Source organism: Oceanobacillus sp. GQ8, from assembly GCF_059758495.1.
In genome coordinates this window covers 748,584-767,022 of the sequence record NZ_JCAXEV010000002.1, presented here as the reverse complement: position 1 = coordinate 767,022, position 18,439 = coordinate 748,584, and the positions used below count along the sequence as shown (strand labels likewise).

Annotated in this window: 15 protein-coding genes; 1 reads left to right on the top strand and 14 read right to left on the bottom strand. The window is 41.4% G+C overall.

The genetic code is table 11. The features are described 5' to 3' along the window. Positions 1–25: 25 nt before the first annotated feature. The 11 genes from arfA to xylA form a co-directional block, all read right to left on the bottom strand. Positions 26–1,519 carry an arabinosylfuranosidase ArfA gene (arfA, locus tag AC6CHS_RS08610; protein ID WP_498235692.1) on the bottom strand — a complete coding sequence of 498 codons (1,494 nt, stop codon included), beginning with the start codon at positions 1,517–1,519 and terminating at the stop codon, positions 26–28. 239 nt (positions 1,520–1,758) lie between these two features. Continuing rightward, complete coding sequence (locus AC6CHS_RS08605; protein WP_498235611.1) at positions 1,759–3,093, bottom strand: ABC transporter substrate-binding protein; 1,335 nt, start codon at positions 3,091–3,093, stop codon at positions 1,759–1,761. 321 nt (positions 3,094–3,414) lie between these two features. Then, on the bottom strand, positions 3,415–4,572 hold the full coding sequence (locus AC6CHS_RS08600) for a family 43 glycosylhydrolase (RefSeq protein ID WP_498235610.1): 1,158 nt from the start codon (positions 4,570–4,572) through the stop codon (positions 3,415–3,417). A 47-nt stretch (positions 4,573–4,619) separates the two neighbouring features. After that, entirely contained in the window at positions 4,620–5,750 is a 1,131-nt protein-coding gene (locus AC6CHS_RS08595; RefSeq protein ID WP_498235609.1) for a GntR family transcriptional regulator, read from the bottom strand. Between the two features lie 79 nt (positions 5,751–5,829). After that, positions 5,830–7,314 carry an L-arabinose isomerase gene (gene araA, locus AC6CHS_RS08590; RefSeq protein WP_498235608.1) on the bottom strand — a complete coding sequence of 495 codons (1,485 nt, stop codon included), beginning with the start codon at positions 7,312–7,314 and terminating at the stop codon, positions 5,830–5,832. Positions 7,315–7,342: 28 nt separating this feature from the next. Then, positions 7,343–9,046: a ribulokinase gene (locus tag AC6CHS_RS08585; RefSeq protein WP_498235607.1), complete on the bottom strand. Its 1,704-nt coding sequence runs from the start codon at positions 9,044–9,046 to the stop codon at positions 7,343–7,345. After that, the gene (gene araD, locus AC6CHS_RS08580; RefSeq protein ID WP_498235606.1) at positions 9,043–9,759 is read right to left on the bottom strand and encodes an L-ribulose-5-phosphate 4-epimerase; all 717 of its coding nucleotides are present in this window, start codon (positions 9,757–9,759) and stop codon (positions 9,043–9,045) included. Before araD ends, AC6CHS_RS08585 begins: the two co-directional genes overlap by 4 nt. A gap of 545 nt (positions 9,760–10,304) precedes the next feature. Continuing rightward, positions 10,305–10,715, bottom strand: a complete 411-nt coding sequence (locus tag AC6CHS_RS08575; RefSeq protein WP_498235605.1) for a GNAT family N-acetyltransferase — start codon at positions 10,713–10,715, stop codon at positions 10,305–10,307. A 36-nt stretch (positions 10,716–10,751) separates the two neighbouring features. After that, on the bottom strand, positions 10,752–11,378 hold the full coding sequence (locus tag AC6CHS_RS08570) for an SGNH/GDSL hydrolase family protein (protein WP_498235604.1): 627 nt from the start codon (positions 11,376–11,378) through the stop codon (positions 10,752–10,754). 67 nt (positions 11,379–11,445) lie between these two features. Further along, positions 11,446–12,945, bottom strand: a complete 1,500-nt coding sequence (gene xylB / locus AC6CHS_RS08565; RefSeq protein WP_498235603.1) for a xylulokinase — start codon at positions 12,943–12,945, stop codon at positions 11,446–11,448. A gap of 26 nt (positions 12,946–12,971) precedes the next feature. Next, a complete protein-coding gene (xylA, locus tag AC6CHS_RS08560; RefSeq protein WP_498235602.1) occupies positions 12,972–14,300 on the bottom strand; it encodes a xylose isomerase in 1,329 nt (442 codons plus the stop codon). A 298-nt stretch (positions 14,301–14,598) separates the two neighbouring features. Here xylA and AC6CHS_RS08555 point away from each other — a divergent pair, with 298 nt between their 5' ends. Continuing rightward, entirely contained in the window at positions 14,599–15,777 is a 1,179-nt protein-coding gene (locus AC6CHS_RS08555; protein ID WP_498235601.1) for an ROK family protein, read from the top strand. Between the two features lie 264 nt (positions 15,778–16,041). Here the strand turns inward: AC6CHS_RS08555 and chbG are convergent, their stop codons facing one another. From chbG to AC6CHS_RS08540, 3 genes are read right to left on the bottom strand one after another with little or no spacing between them, the layout of a single operon-like run. Then, positions 16,042–16,752, bottom strand: coding sequence for a chitin disaccharide deacetylase (chbG, locus tag AC6CHS_RS08550; RefSeq protein WP_498235600.1), 711 nt, complete (start codon positions 16,750–16,752; stop codon positions 16,042–16,044). 42 nt (positions 16,753–16,794) lie between these two features. Next, positions 16,795–18,111 (bottom strand): 6-phospho-beta-glucosidase, encoded by a 1,317-nt coding sequence (locus AC6CHS_RS08545; protein ID WP_498235599.1) that lies wholly within the window; start codon positions 18,109–18,111, stop codon positions 16,795–16,797. 14 nt (positions 18,112–18,125) lie between these two features. Next, positions 18,126–18,437, bottom strand: coding sequence for a PTS lactose/cellobiose transporter subunit IIA (locus AC6CHS_RS08540; protein WP_498235598.1), 312 nt, complete (start codon positions 18,435–18,437; stop codon positions 18,126–18,128). Positions 18,438–18,439: the final 2 nt, after the last annotated feature.

Sequence of the window (18,439 nt, the reverse complement as noted above, 5' to 3'; positions counted from 1 at the left end):
GTTTCCCCTCCTTAAACCTTGATTTTTAAGCGTTTACATTTTTTAAACGGATCATATTCCAGGATGCCTTCGATAATCTTGTTTCCAATACACCATCGTTTATTTTGGAAGAACCACCTTTGTGTGGCGTGACCTTTTCACTACCTGGTTTATTTGTTGCCTTTAGGTCCTCATTCTCTAAAACCACATGTTCCAATACTTGATATCCTTCAAAGGACCTTACATCCGTCGTAACTGAAATACTTTCCTGCAAATTTTTATTTACTAGAAAGAGAACAACTTCTTCCGCTTCTTTTTGATAAACAGCTGCACAGTCAATATAATTAACATCCGTGAAGTCTTTTGAGTCATATTTTGGTGAAGAAAGGATTGGTTTCAGTGCTGTCCCACGTCCATATAAGGATGTGTACATATATGGATAATAAATTGTTTGCTTCCATGATCGTCCATTATTTTCCGTCATAATGGGCGCAATGACATTGACTAACTGTGCCATACAAGCCATTTTGACACGATCTGCATGATTGAGAAATGTGATTAACATACTGCCAACAAGCAACGCATCTTCAAAGTTATAGACATCTTCTAACTGAGGGGGAGCAATTTGCCAGGCATCAATTTGTTTATCCGCATCATTGGAATGATACCAAACGTTCCATTCATCAAAGCTTAAGTTGATCGTTTTTTTACTTCGATGTTTTGCCTTAATATAATCACAGGTGGACGTAACTGTTTTAATAAAGTGATCCATGTCCATTGTTTTAGCTAAATAGTTGGCGGTATCGTCCGATCTATTTCCATAATATTGATGCAAGGAAATAAAATCTATTTCCTCATATGCTATATCTAGCGTTGTCGCTTCATATTCTGGGAAGGTTGGCATTCCCGTATTTGAACTCCCACAAGCAACCAATTCGATGGATGGGTCTACGAGTTTCATAGCTTTTCCGGTTTCCTTCGCAATTCTTCCGTATTCATAGGCCGTCTTTTGTCCAACCTGCCATGGGCCATCCATCTCATTCCCTAGACACCATGTTTTGATATTGTGCGGGTCCTCGTATCCATGTTCTTTTCTCAGATCGCTCCAGTAAGTTCCACCAGGATGGTTCGTATATTCTATTAAGTTTCTTGCAGCATCAATTCCCCTAGTTCCTAAATTGACAGCCATCATGACATCTGTATTCACTTTTTTAGCCCAATCCATAAATTCATTTGTCCCTATTTGATTGGTTTCGATTGTCCGCCAAGCTAATTCAAGCCTTTTCGGCCGCTGACTTTTCGGCCCCACTCCATCCTCCCAATTATAAGCAGATACCATATTTCCACCTGGATACCGGACAATTGGGACATTTAATTCTTTCACGAGATCTATAACATCCTTCCGAAAGCCTTGGTCATCCGCTTCAGGATGATCGGGTTCATATATCCCTCCATAGACTGCTCTGCCCAGATGTTCAATAAAAGATCCATATATTCGGTTATCTATTTCGGAAATACTATAGCTCTTATCTAATACCATTTTCGCCTTCAGTTCATTAGACAACGCAATTCCTCCCATATTTAAGTAAGATGTAACCTATGTCCCTCTCTACATTCATTCATATGTGTGTAACTATACTACAGCATAATTGGTACGTATAAGTTGATTATATATAAACTTATTTTACTTTTCAATCATTTTAAAAAATTTGCTAGACTAAATAAAAGAACAAAAGCAAGGAGATTCTCCTTGCGTCTCCCCACTCTTGTTCGCATCTTCTACTGCATATCTCGAATCTTGTCTGCAGCCTCTTTTAAAGCTTCTTCTGGTGACTGGGCCTGTTGTCTGAGTACATTTTCCGCTACATTTGTATTGTATTCTGTAGCCACATCAGGAGTATTTTCCGTTATATTCAGTTCATGTATTTCGTCTTTAACATCTAATAGTGTGTCAAAAATACCTTCCCCAAAATATTGATAATATTTATTGTCTTCTCTTACTTCTTCACTTTCCCAAACTTCCCAGCGTGGAGGGTCAAAACCAAGAACAGTCCAAAGGTTTATGTTTCCTTCCTCTGATAGCTTTGTATAAGCAAGAAATTCTTTTGCAAGATCTGTTGCTTCCGATTGGTTTGTTACAACTGTACCTGTTCCACCCATTCCGGCAGAGCGATTGCCTCCTTCTTCCCATGCGGGCATTGGACGTATCGCAATCTTCCCTTCCAAATCTGGCATGCTATCAATGAATCTTCCCATATACCAGATTGGCGCTAAGATAGATGCTGCTCCACCATCATTCATATAGCCATAAAATTCTTCCGATTGGTTCATAGCACCTGGTGTAAGTTCTGCGATCTCTTCTTCATATATGACATCATGTAAGAACTGAAGTGTCTCAACATTTGTTTCATTATCAAGCGTTACATCGCCATTCCCGTCAAAAAAGTCAGATTTCCGTTGAGAAACCATTGGCCAAAAATCCATTAAAAAGTCTGTTGTTCCTACGTTCCACATCACAGAATCTGTATTCTCGACAACCTGCTTTCCTGCTTCCACATAGTCGTCCCATGTTTTAATTGCATCAATATCAACGCCTGCTTGATCCATAATCTCTGTATTATAGTACATGACTGTGGCCCCTACATGTGTTGGGATTCCGTAGTAATTCCCATCCTTTGCATAAAGCTCAAACCTTGAGGAGACGGATTCATCTAAAACTGGCTCTACATATTCATTCATTGGCTCTAATTGCGGCTCCCCTTGCAGGTAGTTTGCATAACGGCCAAGCTCAATATCGGATATGTCTGGTGCCCCTTTGCCTGATTGTAAGGCTAATAATAAGTTATTGTGCATCTGATCATAAGGATACGTCTCAGCAACCAGTTTAATTGGTCTGTCTGGATTTTCTTCATTCCATCTTTCAGCCGAGTCTCGGAACAAGTCAACGTGCTGCCCTACAAAGGTCCAGTATGTTAACTCTGTCGCACCTTCGATATCTTCTCCAATGATCTCAGTTTCTTCTGCTTCACCACTTGCCTCATCGCTATCTCCTCCGCATGCTGCAAGTATTGCAGGGATAAACATGAGAACTACCAATAATAAGAACTTTTTCATTTCTTTTCCCCCTCCACTATTATAAAGCGCTTACACAATTAGCATCTGATCCTTATTTGAAATTCAATAATGAGTAATGAGTTAACGCCTCCACCCCCTATTGCCTTTTTGGACTATGAGTTCTTGATAACGCCTTCATTTCGAATCTTGTACGTACATGTTTGAAGATAGGTGTTGTTTACTTCAAACACATCACTTTGGTCTATGTTGATAAAATAGTATCACTACTACTATAACTAGTCAATAACTTATAAGAATATTCCAAATTAACTTATACGTACGGAAATACAAAAATGGGTCTCTTCGAGAGTTAAAAACGAACTACTCTACTTCTACGCTACATTTAACAGTTGTCTCGCCCTCTAGCATCTCTCCAGGTGACCCAAAGTATGGTGTTCCATTTGTTCTCCAAAGCAAAGGCTGTATCCTTGCATGACGATTATGGTCGTATAATGGATTTCCAGTGATCTTCTTGTACGGTCTTGCATGATAAACAAGCAGGTCATTCCCCTCTTCATCGACTGTAAAGCAGTTATGTCCTGGTCCATACTGTTGGTGCTGCTCATTTGAAACAAAAACTGGCGTTGGTTCCTTTTTCCACGAATTCGGATCTAATAGATCGCTATTCTCATCAGCGGTAAGTAGTCCCATTACATAACGGTCATCTGTTGCACTTGCAGAATACGAGATAAATAGTTTTCCATTACGTTTTAATAGGGATGGCCCTTCATTCACATAAAACCCCTGTTGCTCCCACTTGAACTCGGGAGTTGATAAGAGAACTTGCTCCCCATCAAGTGTCCACGGGTTTTTCATTTTGGCAATGTACATATTGGAGATCGTATCCTCCTCGACTTTTTGGGCCCATACGAGATATCTCGAACCTTTATGTTCAAAAGTCGTTGCATCAAGAGAGAAGCTTTGAAAAGCCGTATTGATTTGTCCTTTTTCCAGCCAGTCCCCTTCTAGCGGGTTAGCAGAGCTCGTTTCCAAGACATACGGTCTAATCGCCCAGACGTCATCTTTATCGCCAGCAGCAAAATGGATATACCATTTACCGTCAATGAAATGAATCTCTGGCGCCCAGATATGTTCAGAAAGGATCCCTTCTTGGCGTTTCACCCAAACGGTAACCTCTTCAGCTTGTGATAAATCTTCTATTGTTTTTGCTCTACGAAGCACAATCCGGTCATAGAGAGGGTAGGATCCTGTGAAATAATAATACCCATCCTCATGCAAATAAATATACGGGTCTGCACGCTGTTCAATTAACGGTCTAGGGTATTGCTTGTAGTATAAATTTCCATCGATTTCATACTTTCCATCATTCTGGTAATCTATGTTTTCTCCACCTGTCCATTCCACAGGCATTTCTACTGTATTCCCATCTTCAAGTTCAACAGCTACCTTGGACGGTAGAACAGGCTTGGCGCCCACTGTCGTATGCACGGAGACAGGATTCACTTGCTTAACTATCAATGATACTCCCTCCCGGTTTAAAGGAGGCCACCTTACCGGGCCTCATCTTAAGAAGTGATTTCGATTGTTTTTAACTCTTTTGTTGAACTTCGCAATATCAGTTCAGGCTGATACACAATGGATTCAACCTGCTCTGGGGCGCTTACTTTATTACTATTTTTCCTTTTAATAAGATCAAGTATTGTCTTAGCTGCAGCTTGCCCCATCTCGCTTTTAGGATGCGCAATAGAGGTAAGCTTCACCTCTGATACTTCTGTATAGAAGGAATCATCGTACCCAACAATCGATAGATCATTTGGAACTTGCATGTCTTTATTACGCAGAAGATTCAACACGTTGATCACCAGCTCATCGTTATAAGCAACGAGACCCGTAATACCCCGCGTGTCCCCAAAAAACAGCATTTTCTCTAACTCTTTGATGGGCTTTGTATGCTTTTCTTCGGTATGATAAGTAATAATATTCTTTGGATTGAGTGGTATTCCGTGACTACGATGGGCCTTTAAGAATCCCTTCATCCGCTTTGTACCCTGTGTATCATCTGTTTTAAAAACGCCTGCGATTTCTGTATGTCCTAATTCAATAAGATGCTTTGTCTGTAGGAAGCCACCTTTTTCGTCATCCATCACGATACTTGTAGGCTCCAGTTCATCATAATAAGCATTAATCATGATATACGGAATGGAAAGACGCTCCAAATTAAGATAATAATTGATGTTTGGGTTGGAAAAAGCGCTTTTTGTCGGCTCCACAATCACCCCATCAAAAGGCTGACTCAGAATCTTTTCCAGTATTTCACGTTCTTTTTCATGATCGTTATTTGTACTGAAGATACTTACTTGATAGCCTTCCTGGCTTAAGGTAGATTCCGCTCCTCTAATAATAGAAGGGAAAATATAATCCGAAATATAGGTTGTAATTATCGCAATGTTTTTTCGATCTACTTGTATGGTATCCTGCTCTTCTTTTCTGTCAGCAACGAACGTACCAGCCCCCTGCTCACGATATAGCCAACCTTTTGCTACTAAATCGCCGATCGCCAGCCTAACGGTATGTCTACTGACTCCAAATTGCTTCATCAATTCACTTTCCGAGCTGATTTTTTGATGCGGTATATACGTACCGTCCAGAACATCGGATTGAATTGCTCGCTTTACCATGCTGTACTTAGTTTCCATGCAACCACCTCAACTTATTCGTATAAGTTAAGGATACCATATAAGCCTGCTATTTCCTATGCCTCTCTTAAGCGAAAACTTACCGCCAAACCGCCTCTCCATATCGCAATTGCTGTCTAATACTGCGAACAGTCGAGGTGCTATCAATAACGATGCATTCTATCTCTGTCATGTCCGCAAAATCCATCAATTGTTCTACAGATACTTCATAAGAAAATACGGTATGGTGAGCTCCTCCAGCATAAATCCAGGCCTCTGTTGCTTCACTTAATGACGGCTCTGGTTTCCATAATACCTTTGCCACCGGAAGATTCGGGGTTTCTTCTTTTACCGTTTCTGCATTAACTTCATTGACGATAAGGCGATATCTTCCCCCCATTTCTACTAGAGACGCGACAAGTGCCTTACCTTCTCTCCCATCAAAAACAAGTCTTGCTGGATCAGCTTTATTTCCAATCGACAATGGATTGACGACAATAGCTGGCTTATCTGCCGCGATCGTTGGACAAATTTCTAACATGTGGGAGCCTAGCACTAGTTCATTCCCTTTTTCTAAATGGTACGTATAATCTTCCATAAAGGACGTTCCTTTGTTGTCTGCCATAATCTTCATCAGACGCAGAAGCCCGGCTGTCCGCCAATCTCCTTCTCCAGCAAACCCGTAACCTTCAGCCATCAATCGTTGTGCTGCTAGTCCTGGAAGTTGCTCCATGCCATGTAAGTCTTCAAAGTTTGTTGTGAAGGCGTTGTAATTATGCTTGGAAAGAAATGCCTTTAACCCCAGCTCAATTCGAGCTTGCTCGCGTATTGATTCACGCACTGAACCGGACTCAACAGCTTCTGGTGGTAGTGTGTAAAGCGATTCGTACTCTTGGTATAGGGTGTCAACTGCCTCTTCTGATAGTGCCTTTATTTCTTCCACCAGATCTCCAATTCCGTAATAATCTACGGTCCAACCAAACTTTATTTGCGCCTCTATTTTATCTCCATCGGTAACCGCTACATTACGCATGTTGTCACCAAATCTGGCTACCCGAATAGATGTCCCTTCTGTCACCGCAACCGCAGTATGCATCCAGTCGCCAATTTTCTGTTCTACATCCGCGTTTTCCCAATGACCCACCACAACTTTTCTGGCAATATTCATGCGCGTCCCAATGAATCCGTACTCTCGGTCTCCATGCGCTGACTGGTTGATATTCATAAAGTCCATATCAATTTCGTTCCATGGAATCTCCCTGTTGTATTGAGTATGCAAATGCAACAAAGGCTTTTGTAGAGCCTTAAGACCTGCAATCCACATTTTCGCTGGGGAAAAGGTGTGCATCCATGACATAATACCAGCACAATTTTCATCGTTGTTGGCCTCTAACATAAGTGCTTGGATGTCGTTGGCATTGGTTAATGTTTGCTTAAATTGAATCTCATAATTCAAACCTTCTTTTTCGTTTAATCCTTTTACTATTGCTTTAGCATGCTCTTCCACTTCGAGAAGTGCCTCTTCGCCATATAAGTGTTGGCTTCCAGTTACAAACCAGAATTGATATTTCTTTTGTGTTAGCATTTCGTGTCCCCCTAAATTTTTGGTATCTCTATGAAACTGGTATTGATGGATGAAGACCATCTATTTTATTCAGTCCATCTCGAATACCGCGTAGCCGCTTCATTACATCGTTTTCGCCTCTACCGAAATAGTCATGGAGTCGGTTATATTCCTGAAAGAGCTTCTCATAGATCGCCACATGTTCTGGAATAGGTTTGACCACCTTATCCTTTACCCTTCCCATCTGTTTGGTTGCATCTAAAATATGGTCGAATCCACCATTTTCTGATCCTGCAGCAAGTGCCCCGAACATGGCTGCACCTAGTGCAGGGGTTTGTACAGAGTCAGCAATTCTGATAACACGATTGGTTACATCAGCATAAATTTGCAACAAGAGCTTATTTTTTTGCGGTAGTCCGCCACAGACATAGAGCTCCTCCACTTCTACTCCATTATGGTGGAAAGCGTCTACAATTTTTCTCGTTCCAAATGCTGTTGCTTCAAGTAAGGCGCGATACATCTCCTCTGGCTTTGTCTGCAAGGTCATTCCAAGTATTACGCCACTGAGTTCTGTATCGACAAGCACTGAACGATTTCCATTCCACCAGTCAAGTGCAAGTAGCCCTGTTTCACCAGGCTTATATTTGGTTGCCTTCTTCTCTAAAAATTGGTGGATGTTCTCGCCTGCTTCCTCTGCTTCTTTTTTCACAGTTTCTGGAACAGCCTGCTCTACAAACCAGGCAAAAATATCACCTACAGCTGATTGGCCAGCCTCATATCCGTAAAATCCAGGAATGATGCCATCCTCCACAACACCACACATGCCTTCAATTTCCTTCTCTTCCTCGCCAAGAATCATGGAACAAATTGATGTCCCCATCGTCATCACAAGTTTACCTGGTTCAGCCACACCCATTGCTGGTACAGATACATGGGCATCGACATTCCCAACAGCCACCGATGTTCCAGGTAAAAGCCCTGTTCGGGCTGCCATCTCTTCTGTCAGTCCACCAGCTCTCGTGCCAAGTGGTACAATGTCTCCCCGTAGCTTCGTTTCTTCTAGATTTTCCAGACGAGGATCTAGTGCAGCAAAAAATTCCTTGTCCGGGTAACCGTCCTGTTTATGCCAAATTGATTTATAGCCGGCAGTACAACTATTACGTACAAAACGACCGGTCAATTTGGAAACGACCCAGTCCGTTGCTTCAGAAAAACGGTCTGTTTCCTCATAAATGTCGGGTGCCTCATTAAGAATTTGCCAGATTTTTGCAATCATCCACTCCGAAGAAATCTTCCCACCATACCTCGCGAGAAATGCTTCTCCTCTTTGTTCTGCGATTTGATTAATTCTCGTCGCTTCCTCTTGTGCTGCGTGATGTTTCCAAAGCTTTACCCAGCTATGTGGATTCTCTTTAAGCAACGGATCAAGGCTAAGTGGTTCTCCTTCATGGTCCAGTGGAAGCATCGTGCATGCAGTAAAATCGATTCCAAGCCCGATGACATCTTCTGGATTAACCTTAGATTCTTTCAACACTGCAGGAATAGATTGTGTCAACACATCAAGATAATCCTCAGGGTGCTGCAAAGCCCATTCGTTCCCGAGTAGCACATTCGATTCCGGTAATTTCTCATCAATGACACCGTGTTTATATGGGGTTACATGATCGGCTATCTCCTGCCCATCAGCAACACGAACTAATACAGCTCTACCTGATTCAGTGCCATAATCTACTCCAATTGCAAATTTTGTCATGACCTTCTCACCTCATTTTTTCCTTGGCCGTAATAAGCTTCAGCCCCATGTTTTCTTAAATAATGCTTATCAAGAAGCGCTTGATTCATGTCTTCTGTACCTGGTTTCAATTGGAATGTTTTCCACCCCATTTTGGCAACTTCTTCTAGCACTACTGCGTTATGCACTGCTTCTGCTGGGTCTTTTCCCCAAGTAAAAGGTGCATGACTATGTACAAGTACGCCAGGAATGGCATTCGGATTGATATCTTGTTCCTTGAACGTTTCCACAATCACATTTCCTGTTTCCAACTCATACGCCCCATTTATTTCTCTATCCGTCATTTCCCTCGTGCATGGAACACTTCCATAAAAGTAATCAGCATGAGTGGTGCCAAGTGGCGGAATACTTCTACCTGCTTGTGCCCAACTCGTAGCCCATGGCGCGTGTGTATGAACAACTCCACCTATATCTGGGAAATTTTTATAAAGCACAATATGGGTCGGTGTGTCTGATGATGGGTTTAAATTTCCTTCCACTACGTTGCCATCAAAGTCTACGACCACCATGTCATCCACTTTCATATTTTCATAATCCACACCACTTGGTTTAATAACAATAAGTTCTTGTTCTCTGTTGACACCGCTTACATTACCCCACGTAAAAGTGACTAAATTATGCTTAGGGAGTTGTAAGTTTGCTTCCAATACTTGTTCTTTTAAATCTTCTAGCATTCTACTCACCTCTCATCTACTTAACTTGTACGTATATTTAACTTATGTGATCTATAATAATACAATTCGTACGTACAATCAATATTAATTTGAAAATTTTAAGAAGTTTTTTTAGTTTTTGTGTTAGGGAGAAGGGGTGTGGATCTGGTGTGGCATGGGGCTCTCTGGCGATGTCCTCGTATTCTTAGCCGATGTTTCTCCCCTCTCGGACGATGTACTCCTATTCTTGGCCGATTGTTCTTCCTTCTCGGCCGATGCTCTCTCTTTCTTGGCCGATGTCCCTTCTCTCTCGGACGAAGCTTTCTCTTTCTTGGCCGATGTCCCTTCTCTCTCGGACGAAGCTTTCTCTTTCTTGGCCGATGTTTCTTCCTTTTCGAACGACGCTCTCCCTTTATTTGCTGATACTCCCTTGTTTTTGCCGATGCAGTGCTTCTTTTTAACCTTAACTCAGTCAATTGTTCCCAAAATAATGAGATTGATAGTTTATCCATCCAAAAAAGGCACCTGCTATGCAGATGCCTTGGCATTCCTATTTATATCAAACACTAATATTTGCGAAACATCCCATGTGACGCTGGGTATGTATAACGAAATCCAAATTGCTCATAAAGTTTATTCGCTGGATCGTCCGCTATCAGACTTACATAGGAACCGGAATAAGTATTGCTATCCAAGTAATCCATAAGTTCTCGCATAACCGTTTTCCCTAGTCCTTTTCCTTGATAACTTGGCTTTACTACAATATCCACTACTTGAAAAAATGCTCCTCCATCGCCGATGATTCGTCCCATTGCAATGAGTGTTTCCTGATCATAGAGGCTCACTGCAAACAAGGAGTTTTTCAAACCGATGGTTGCAGCTTCCGTGGACTTTCCACTAATGCCACCCTCTAATCGTAGATCAATATATTCTTGCGGAGTCGGGGCTTCATGTAAAATACTAAAATTATTATCCATTATAATCTTCTCCTTCTGGTTATTAACATCTACCTCTTACTCAGCGCTAAGAATCTTCACACAGCTATCTCCCGCGACATCAAGCCACGTCTTTGCCATGAGCATATTACCCTTTGAATTCATATGTACTCCATCAGTCGTCAACCCAACGCCATTTTCAGTCTTTAAATATGTTAAAAATGCTTTATGAGTTGGTACTATTTTCGCCTGATACTTTTCTCCAAGCTCACGTACTATCTCTACATACGCAGAAAGCTTCTGGTTCCCCACTGCTTCTACGTCCTCCTCAATAATCGTCGGCTCCATTAACACAACTTCCATGCCACTCAGCTGCTGTAAAAGCTTTTCATAAACTTGCGCAAATTGTTCTGGAGTTACCTGGTCCATGTCTGGCTGATCCAGTTGTCGCCAAACATCATTTACACCAATAGAAATTGAAACCAGATCCGGCTTCTCCTCTAGCACATCTTTTTCCCATCTGTTCGCTAAATCTGTGACACGGTTGCCACCAATGCCTTTATTCACGACATTAAATTCCGCCGCAGGATAGGTAACCCGTAAATAGTCATGAACCAGACGAACATATCCAATCCCTAAGTCTTCTGGGTCTTCCGGCTTTCCCCACTCTGTAATACTGTCGCCGATAAAGAGTATTTTTTTCATGAACCATGCTCCTTTCAAAAGTAAAAAAGAAAACACCAGCCGCTTAATTAGCTGATGCTTGCCTATTTTACATGCGGTATACATTTAACCTATCATTTAACTTCTTCGTCTGTCCATACACATCCTGATAAATAGCAAACAATTCTTTATATTTTGCAACATTTTCAGTGTTTGGTTTATAAACTTTGTCTCTTTCCAAGAAGCGATCTGCACATTCCTGCAGGGAAGCAAACCAGCCACAACCATATGCAGCGAGCATTGCCGCTCCCATTCCTGGTCCCTGTTCATTGGACAGCTTTACAATCGTTGCCTGGAAAATATCGGCCTGCATTTGCAACCATGCTTCATTTTTACTGCCCCCACCGCTTGAAATGACGGTATCGACTATTTTTCCACTCTCACGAAACAACTCTAAAGATTCATTTAAAGAGAACGTAATTCCCTCCATCACAGCTCGGACAAAGTCCTTCCTTTTATGTCTGCTATCCATCCCGATAAAACTTCCTCGAATTATGGCATCCGCATGTGGTGAACGTTCGCCTGAAATATATGGTGTGAACAGTAGTCCATTCGATCCAACGGGAACGGTGGCAATCTCAGCTAACAGCTCCTCAAAGGATACATCCTCCGCAAAAACATCCTTAAACCAGCTTAAGCTGTGTCCTGCTGCCAATGTGACGCCCATTGTATAATAAGCGTCAGGAGAACCATGGTTAAAGTAATGTACTTTCCCACCAAATTCTTTATCCGCTTGAGGCTCATAGGAGAGGACGACCCCTGATGTCCCAATACTACAAAGCGTTTTTCCTTCCGATAAAATACCTGCGCCTATCGCGCCACATGCATTGTCAGCACCTCCCGCAAACACACGGGTTGCTGACGATAGTCCAGTTTTCTCGGAAACTTCCTCTGTTACACTGCCCACCTCTTCATGGGAATCTACTAATGGCGGGCAGAGACTAGCTTCAATGCCCAGCACATCACATAGCTCCGAACTCCACTCTTTGTTGGCGATATCCAGCAACAAAGTACCCGCAGCATCGGAATAGTCCATATGCAAGGCGCCGGTCAACCTGTATCGTACATAGTCCTTTGGCAAAACAAAAGTCTTCACCTGTGCGTAAATTTCTGGTTCGTGCTGCTTAACCCATAGCAACTTTGGAAGCGTAAATCCTTCTAGTGCTGGATTCTTCGTAATGTCCAATAACCGCTCTTCCCCAACCAGCCGGTAAATTTCCTCACATTGCGAAGTGGTTCTCGTATCATTCCAAAGGATGGCAGGACGCAATACTTTCTGCTGTTCATCCAGTAATACAAGTCCATGCATTTGCCCGGAAAAACTGATCCCTTCAATCGCATCCTTATTTCCAGGGAACTTTTCAAGCAATTCAGCAAGCCCTGCAATTGTTTGTTCCACCCAATCCTCTGGATGTTGTTCACTATATCCAGGCTTTTCCTGAATTAAAGCAAACTGCTTCGTAATCTCCTGTGTTACGTTACCGTTTTGGTCAACAAGTAGAATTTTTACGGCACTTGTTCCTAAATCAATTCCAATTACATATTTCATTTCGCACCTCTTCTTTCAAAGCAAACCTATTCTCCGGCGTAGGCTCGCAGTAAATATTGGTTGATTGTTGCCTTGATTCTTTCCAGGCGACCAGAAGAATGCGTCACTTCATTCATCTCTAATGCATGTTTTTCTAATTTATGAAAATCTGTTTTTCCTTGGACAATCTCTAACCCAATTCCATTCGTATAGCTTTGGTAGCGTTCCTCAACTACTCCTTCAAGCACGTTATCATCAAGCAACTTTTGTGCAACGCGCAGGCCGACAGCAAAAGCATCCATCCCTGCAATGTGTGCATGGAAAAGGTCCTCTGCTTCAAAGGATCCTCTGCGAACTTTGGCATCAAAATTTAAGCCACCACGTCCAAGCCCGCCGTTTTTCAGAATTTCATACATTGCCAGTGTAGTAGAATACAAGTCTGTCGGGAACTCATCTGTATCCCAGCCAATTAGTGGATCACCTTGGTTTGCGTCAACTGAACCAAGCATATTGTGTATTCTTGCATAGTGAAGTTCATGTTCAAAAGTGTGGCCAGCAAGCCTAGCATGGTTTGCTTCTATGTTGAATTTAAAGTCATCCTGTAGACCATAATTTTGCAGGAACGCATAACCTGTCGCCACATCAAAGTCATATTGGTGGGTCGTTGGTTCTTTTGGTTTCGGTTCAATTAGAAATTGGGCATCAAAGCCAATCTCCTTGGCATAATCAATGGCCATCTGGAAGAATCGGCCTAAATTATCCATTTCCAATTTCATATCTGTATTAAGGAGCGTTTCATAACCTTCTCTACCACCCCAGAAAACATAATTCTCTGCACCGAGCTCTTTCCCAATCTCCAGTCCTTTTTTCACCTTGGAAGCCGAATAAGCAAAAATATCTGCACTATTTGATGAAGCAGCACCATGAATAAATCGAGGGTGGGTAAAATTGTTTGCCGTATTCCATAAGAGCTTTGTTTTACTATCTTTCATATAATCTTTCATTAAGCCCACAATGGTATCGAGATTTTTATTCGTTTCTCGAAGACTACTTCCTTCTGGGGCAATATCCACATCGTGAAAACAGAAAAACGGGACATTCAATTTTTCAAATAGCTCAAAAGCTGCCTCTAAGCGGGCTTTTGCTAGGTCCATTCCTGTGTACTTATCCCATGGTCGTTGCATTGTGCCCGCCCCAAATGGATCGGAACCATCCATCGTAAATGTATGCCAATATGCCACACCAAATCGGAGGACTTCCTCCATCGTTTTTCCACCTAGTTTTTCTTCCGGGTTGTAGAATTTAAATGCATATGGGTTTGTTGAAGTAGCTCCCTCGAACTTAATATGATTAATATCTTTAAAATAAGTCGTCATTGTTTCACCTCTATAAGTTTAGTATAAAAAATTCCTTACTTTTGGTATGCGAGTGATTTTCCCTTGTTTTTATATGAATTATCATGATGTCATGCCCGTTATCCATATCGGCGTTTTGACCACTCCTCCCATCCATTTAGTTTATTCATTAAACAAAGTATAAATTTATATGTAAGCGATGTCAACATTATCTTTCGTCATAACTATTAATTAATCCGTTTACCTGACTACATTATATTTGTGATAAAATGGTTACACTATATTTAAGCAATAAACAATGAGGGGAATTTTATATAAAATGAAAACTGGGGACCTAACATTAGTGAAGCAGATTAATAAATCAATCGTTTTAAATGAAATTGAAAAAAAGGGCCCTATTTCCAGGGCGCAAATATCTAAAGATACAGGATTAAATAAAACCACGGTTTCTACCATGGTCAGTGAACTAATTGAGGATAAGCTTGTTAACGAACTGGGGCAGGGGCAGTCTAGTGGTGGAAGAAAACCAGTCATGCTTTATTTTAATACCCATGCTGGTTATGCTATTGGTATTGATCTTGGGGTGAATTATATTTTAGCGGTATTGACAGATTTGAGTGGTGAAATAGTAGAAGAAGAATCCACCCCTCTTTCAGGTCAAAGTGCTGAGGAAATTATGCAGGCTTTACGCTCCCTTATCCGTTCGCTAAATGAGAAATCACCTGATAGTCCCTATGGTGTTGTGGGAATAGGTATTGGCGCCCCTGGAATTGTTGATCCAGATGGTCTTATTCTCTTCACTCCATATTTAGATTTAAATCAAGTTAATCTGAAGCAAATTCTAGAAGACGAATTTAATATTCCTACCTTAATAGATAACGAGGCGAATACAGGAGCACTAGGAGAACATCTTTACGGTGCTGGAAAAAATGCTATGAATCTTATCTATGTAAGTGTCGGGATTGGAATCGGTACTGGGATTATTATTAACGGCCAACTTTATAAAGGTGCAACAGGTATATCAGGAGAAATGGGGCATCTTACAATTGAAGTAAATGGGAGAAAATGCAGTTGCGGTAACCGTGGATGTTGGGAACTGTATGCCTCGGAAAGTGCTTTGTTAACGGAAGCAAAAAAATTAGAATACTTTAAGGATACTCCTTCCATCACATTGGATCATATAGAGTCAGAGGCCAAAAAAGGAAATAAAGACGTTTTGAGGCTGTTGCACACCATTGGAGAATATAATGGGGTTGGTTTAGTCAACATAATCAACACATTTAACCCCGATATGCTTATCATTGGAAACCGAATGGCCCGCTTTGAAAATTGGATAATGAATCCGATAAAGAGTGTACTAGACGACAGACTTTCCGCTTTTCATGGTAACGCTGTGAACTTAACTGTCTCCTCCCTTGGAAAATATTCAAACGCTTTGGGAGCGTCAGCCTTTGTTATTTCAAAATTCCTGGATATAAATCGGGTTAAGGTAATATAAGTGAATGGTAGGGTAAGTAGTTTAAAAACAAGTAAAGCACTTGGATGATCTCCAAGTGCTTTACTTGTTTAAGCTGCTTCTTTGACGGAGAAACTGGTACTAACAATCATCTTCTGTTCCTTTCCTTCCCTTAGCTTTGTAAATAACGAAGGACCATTTATCCCGCCTCAACTGGCATAAAACCCCCACTTCAAGAATGTGAGAAGCAATCAAGCGTTCTAAGTGGGAGAGGTAGGGAAACCCCTACCAAATGAAGTTTCACTATTAACTATCTTCTTTCACTAGAAGAACATGCTCTGGCATGTCCCAAGAGGTCAATACATCCACTTCCTTTACACGTTCTACATTATAGGAAGAGCCATTCATGATCACAGAATCCAAGTAACCAGGATGGACCATTATTTCCAAGCTCTTTTCATCTTCTATGATTGAAACAGCGTCATCTAGGACACTGTGAGAGATATTCTTCCCATAAAAATCTACATTTAGTTCATCTGTAAAAGGGCTTATCTTCATACCAACGTATTTCCTTACAGGCAAGTCATACTCTATGGCAAGTTTTTCGATAACTGGGTGGAGTAATCTCCGTGCGTGCATGTGATGGTGACTATCTAAGTGAGTAGGAGTAAGACCACAGCTTAGGAAAAGTTCAATTTGGGTTCTCCATTCTCTCTCCACATCTGACATGCTAATATGGTTAGAGAAAAATAGATCCGGATTTCTAAAAAAATTCCCCTCTTCATCAGTTAGACTATCTACATCATGAAGTAAGGGCTTGCCACACGTTAAGACCAGATGGATGCCAACACCAAGTGAAGGATTTTCCTTTGCTAATTTTACAGCATGTTCTGTACCAGGCATATTCATCATCATGGTAGTGGAACGAACGACACCGTATTTAAACGCATCGAGAATACCATAATTCACCGCATTGGAATACCCGAAATCGTCTGCATTTACGATTAGCTTTATCATTTGACTTCCTCCTAAAAAAGCGAGTTTTTCACTTCCTCAAACTCAATCAAAAAACCGAGGCAAAAACTCTTTATGAACTTCTAGCATTTCATCTAATATCTTTTTCGCCACAACATCGGATGGTACAAGGGGATTAATGGTCATCGCAAGCATTGCCTTATCATAATCGCCTGTTACAGCCGCATCAGTCGAGATGATTTCAAATGATTTGATTTGCTGCACAAGACCCCGGGCTGCTACAGGGATATCTCCAACTGCAATCGGGATAGGTCCTTCTTTTGTGATCACACAGCTTACTTCAACTGCAGAGTCACTCGGAACACTGGCAATCGCACCATTATTCATCGTGTTCACAGGCTGAATATCGCGCTTATCATTATAGATAGAAGTAATAAGCCGAACTGCAGCATCACTATAATAAGCCCCACCCCGTTCTGCTAATTGTGGTGGTTTGATAGCTAAATCAGGGTCTTTGTAAAGCTCGAATAATTCTTCTTCAAGCTTCATTACAACTTTTGCTCTCGTTTCACCTTTTTCGTAGCTTTCTATCGACTTTTTTAGCATTTCATCTGTTTTATAATAATACATGTGATACGGACACATTAGAGCGTCTAACCCACGGATAAACTCTACTTCCCAGCCTTGACCATCAATATTTTTAACAAAACTACTATGTTCTGGATTAGATAGCATTTCGATTACCTTATTCTTAACACTGACGCCATCCAGATAGACTTCTAACCCATAAACCATATGATTTAACCCTGCAAAATCGATACGAATTCTTAAATGGTCCACTTCTAATAGTTTCGAAATTCCCATTTCCATCCCAATTGGGACATTACACAACCCAACAATCCTTCTAAAATTTGTATGGCGGAACACGGCCTCTGTCACCATGCCTGCAGGATTGGTAAAATTAATCAGCCAGGCATCTGGACAATGCTCCTCCATGTCTTGAATAATATCCAAAATGACAGGGATTGTTCGCAGCCCTTTAAATAACCCGCCAGGTCCGTTTGTTTCTTGGCCGATGACGCCATGTTTTGCCGGGATTCTTTCATCCTTAGCACGCGCATCCAAGAGTCCTACACGGAATTGGGTCGTTACAAAGTCCGCACCTTTTAACGCTTCTTTACGATCAAGCGTAAGATGAATAGCCATCGGAAGTCCCGCCTTTTTCACCATACGCTTCGCCAGATTCCCAACAATATCTAATTTCTCTCTTCCAGCCTCAACATCCACAAGCCATAGCTCGGAAACAGGAAACTCCTCATATCGATTAATAAATCCTTCAACTAACTCCGGGGTATAACTGGAACCTCCACCAATGGTGACAATTTTTACTCCTTTACTCAACAAAATTCCTCCTTCTATTTCTCCGCGAGTCTTCGGTGAACTTCCATGATTTCACTTGCCAGATCGGTAATCGTCATAGCATTCATAAAATGATCTTGGGCATGGACAAGCAACACACTAACCTGTTTAAACTCACCCTTCGCTTCTCTTTGGATTAAATCCGTCTGGAATCGGTGCGCTTTTCCCAGTTCCGTTCTGGCTTCCTTTATTTTTTCAGATGCGGATATGAAATCCACATCCTTGGCAAAGCGTATTGCTTCCATTGCACAACTTTTTGCATTTCCACCATGTAAAATAATATGAAAGCTTATTTCTTCCGTATTCATAT

What these genes read in the sequence shown, in the direction of transcription:
- arfA (WP_498235692.1), bottom strand. Translation starts at nt 1,519, where the DNA reads ATGGTATTAGATAAGAGCTATAGTATTTCCGAAATAGATAACCGAATA.
- AC6CHS_RS08575 (WP_498235605.1), bottom strand. Translation starts at nt 10,715, where the DNA reads ATGGATAATAATTTTAGTATTTTACATGAAGCCCCGACTCCGCAAGAA.
- AC6CHS_RS08585 (WP_498235607.1), bottom strand. Translation starts at nt 9,046, where the DNA reads ATGACAAAATTTGCAATTGGAGTAGATTATGGCACTGAATCAGGTAGA.
- chbG (WP_498235600.1), bottom strand. Translation starts at nt 16,752, where the DNA reads ATGATAAAGCTAATCGTAAATGCAGACGATTTCGGGTATTCCAATGCG.
- araD (WP_498235606.1), bottom strand. Translation starts at nt 9,759, where the DNA reads ATGCTAGAAGATTTAAAAGAACAAGTATTGGAAGCAAACTTACAACTC.
- AC6CHS_RS08555 (WP_498235601.1), top strand. Translation starts at nt 14,599, where the DNA reads ATGAAAACTGGGGACCTAACATTAGTGAAGCAGATTAATAAATCAATC.
- xylB (WP_498235603.1), bottom strand. Translation starts at nt 12,945, where the DNA reads ATGAAATATGTAATTGGAATTGATTTAGGAACAAGTGCCGTAAAAATT.
- AC6CHS_RS08570 (WP_498235604.1), bottom strand. Translation starts at nt 11,378, where the DNA reads ATGAAAAAAATACTCTTTATCGGCGACAGTATTACAGAGTGGGGAAAG.
- xylA (WP_498235602.1), bottom strand. Translation starts at nt 14,300, where the DNA reads ATGACGACTTATTTTAAAGATATTAATCATATTAAGTTCGAGGGAGCT.
- araA (WP_498235608.1), bottom strand. Translation starts at nt 7,314, where the DNA reads ATGCTAACACAAAAGAAATATCAATTCTGGTTTGTAACTGGAAGCCAA.
- AC6CHS_RS08595 (WP_498235609.1), bottom strand. Translation starts at nt 5,750, where the DNA reads ATGGAAACTAAGTACAGCATGGTAAAGCGAGCAATTCAATCCGATGTT.
- AC6CHS_RS08540 (WP_498235598.1), bottom strand. Translation starts at nt 18,437, where the DNA reads ATGAATACGGAAGAAATAAGCTTTCATATTATTTTACATGGTGGAAAT.
- AC6CHS_RS08605 (WP_498235611.1), bottom strand. Translation starts at nt 3,093, where the DNA reads ATGAAAAAGTTCTTATTATTGGTAGTTCTCATGTTTATCCCTGCAATA.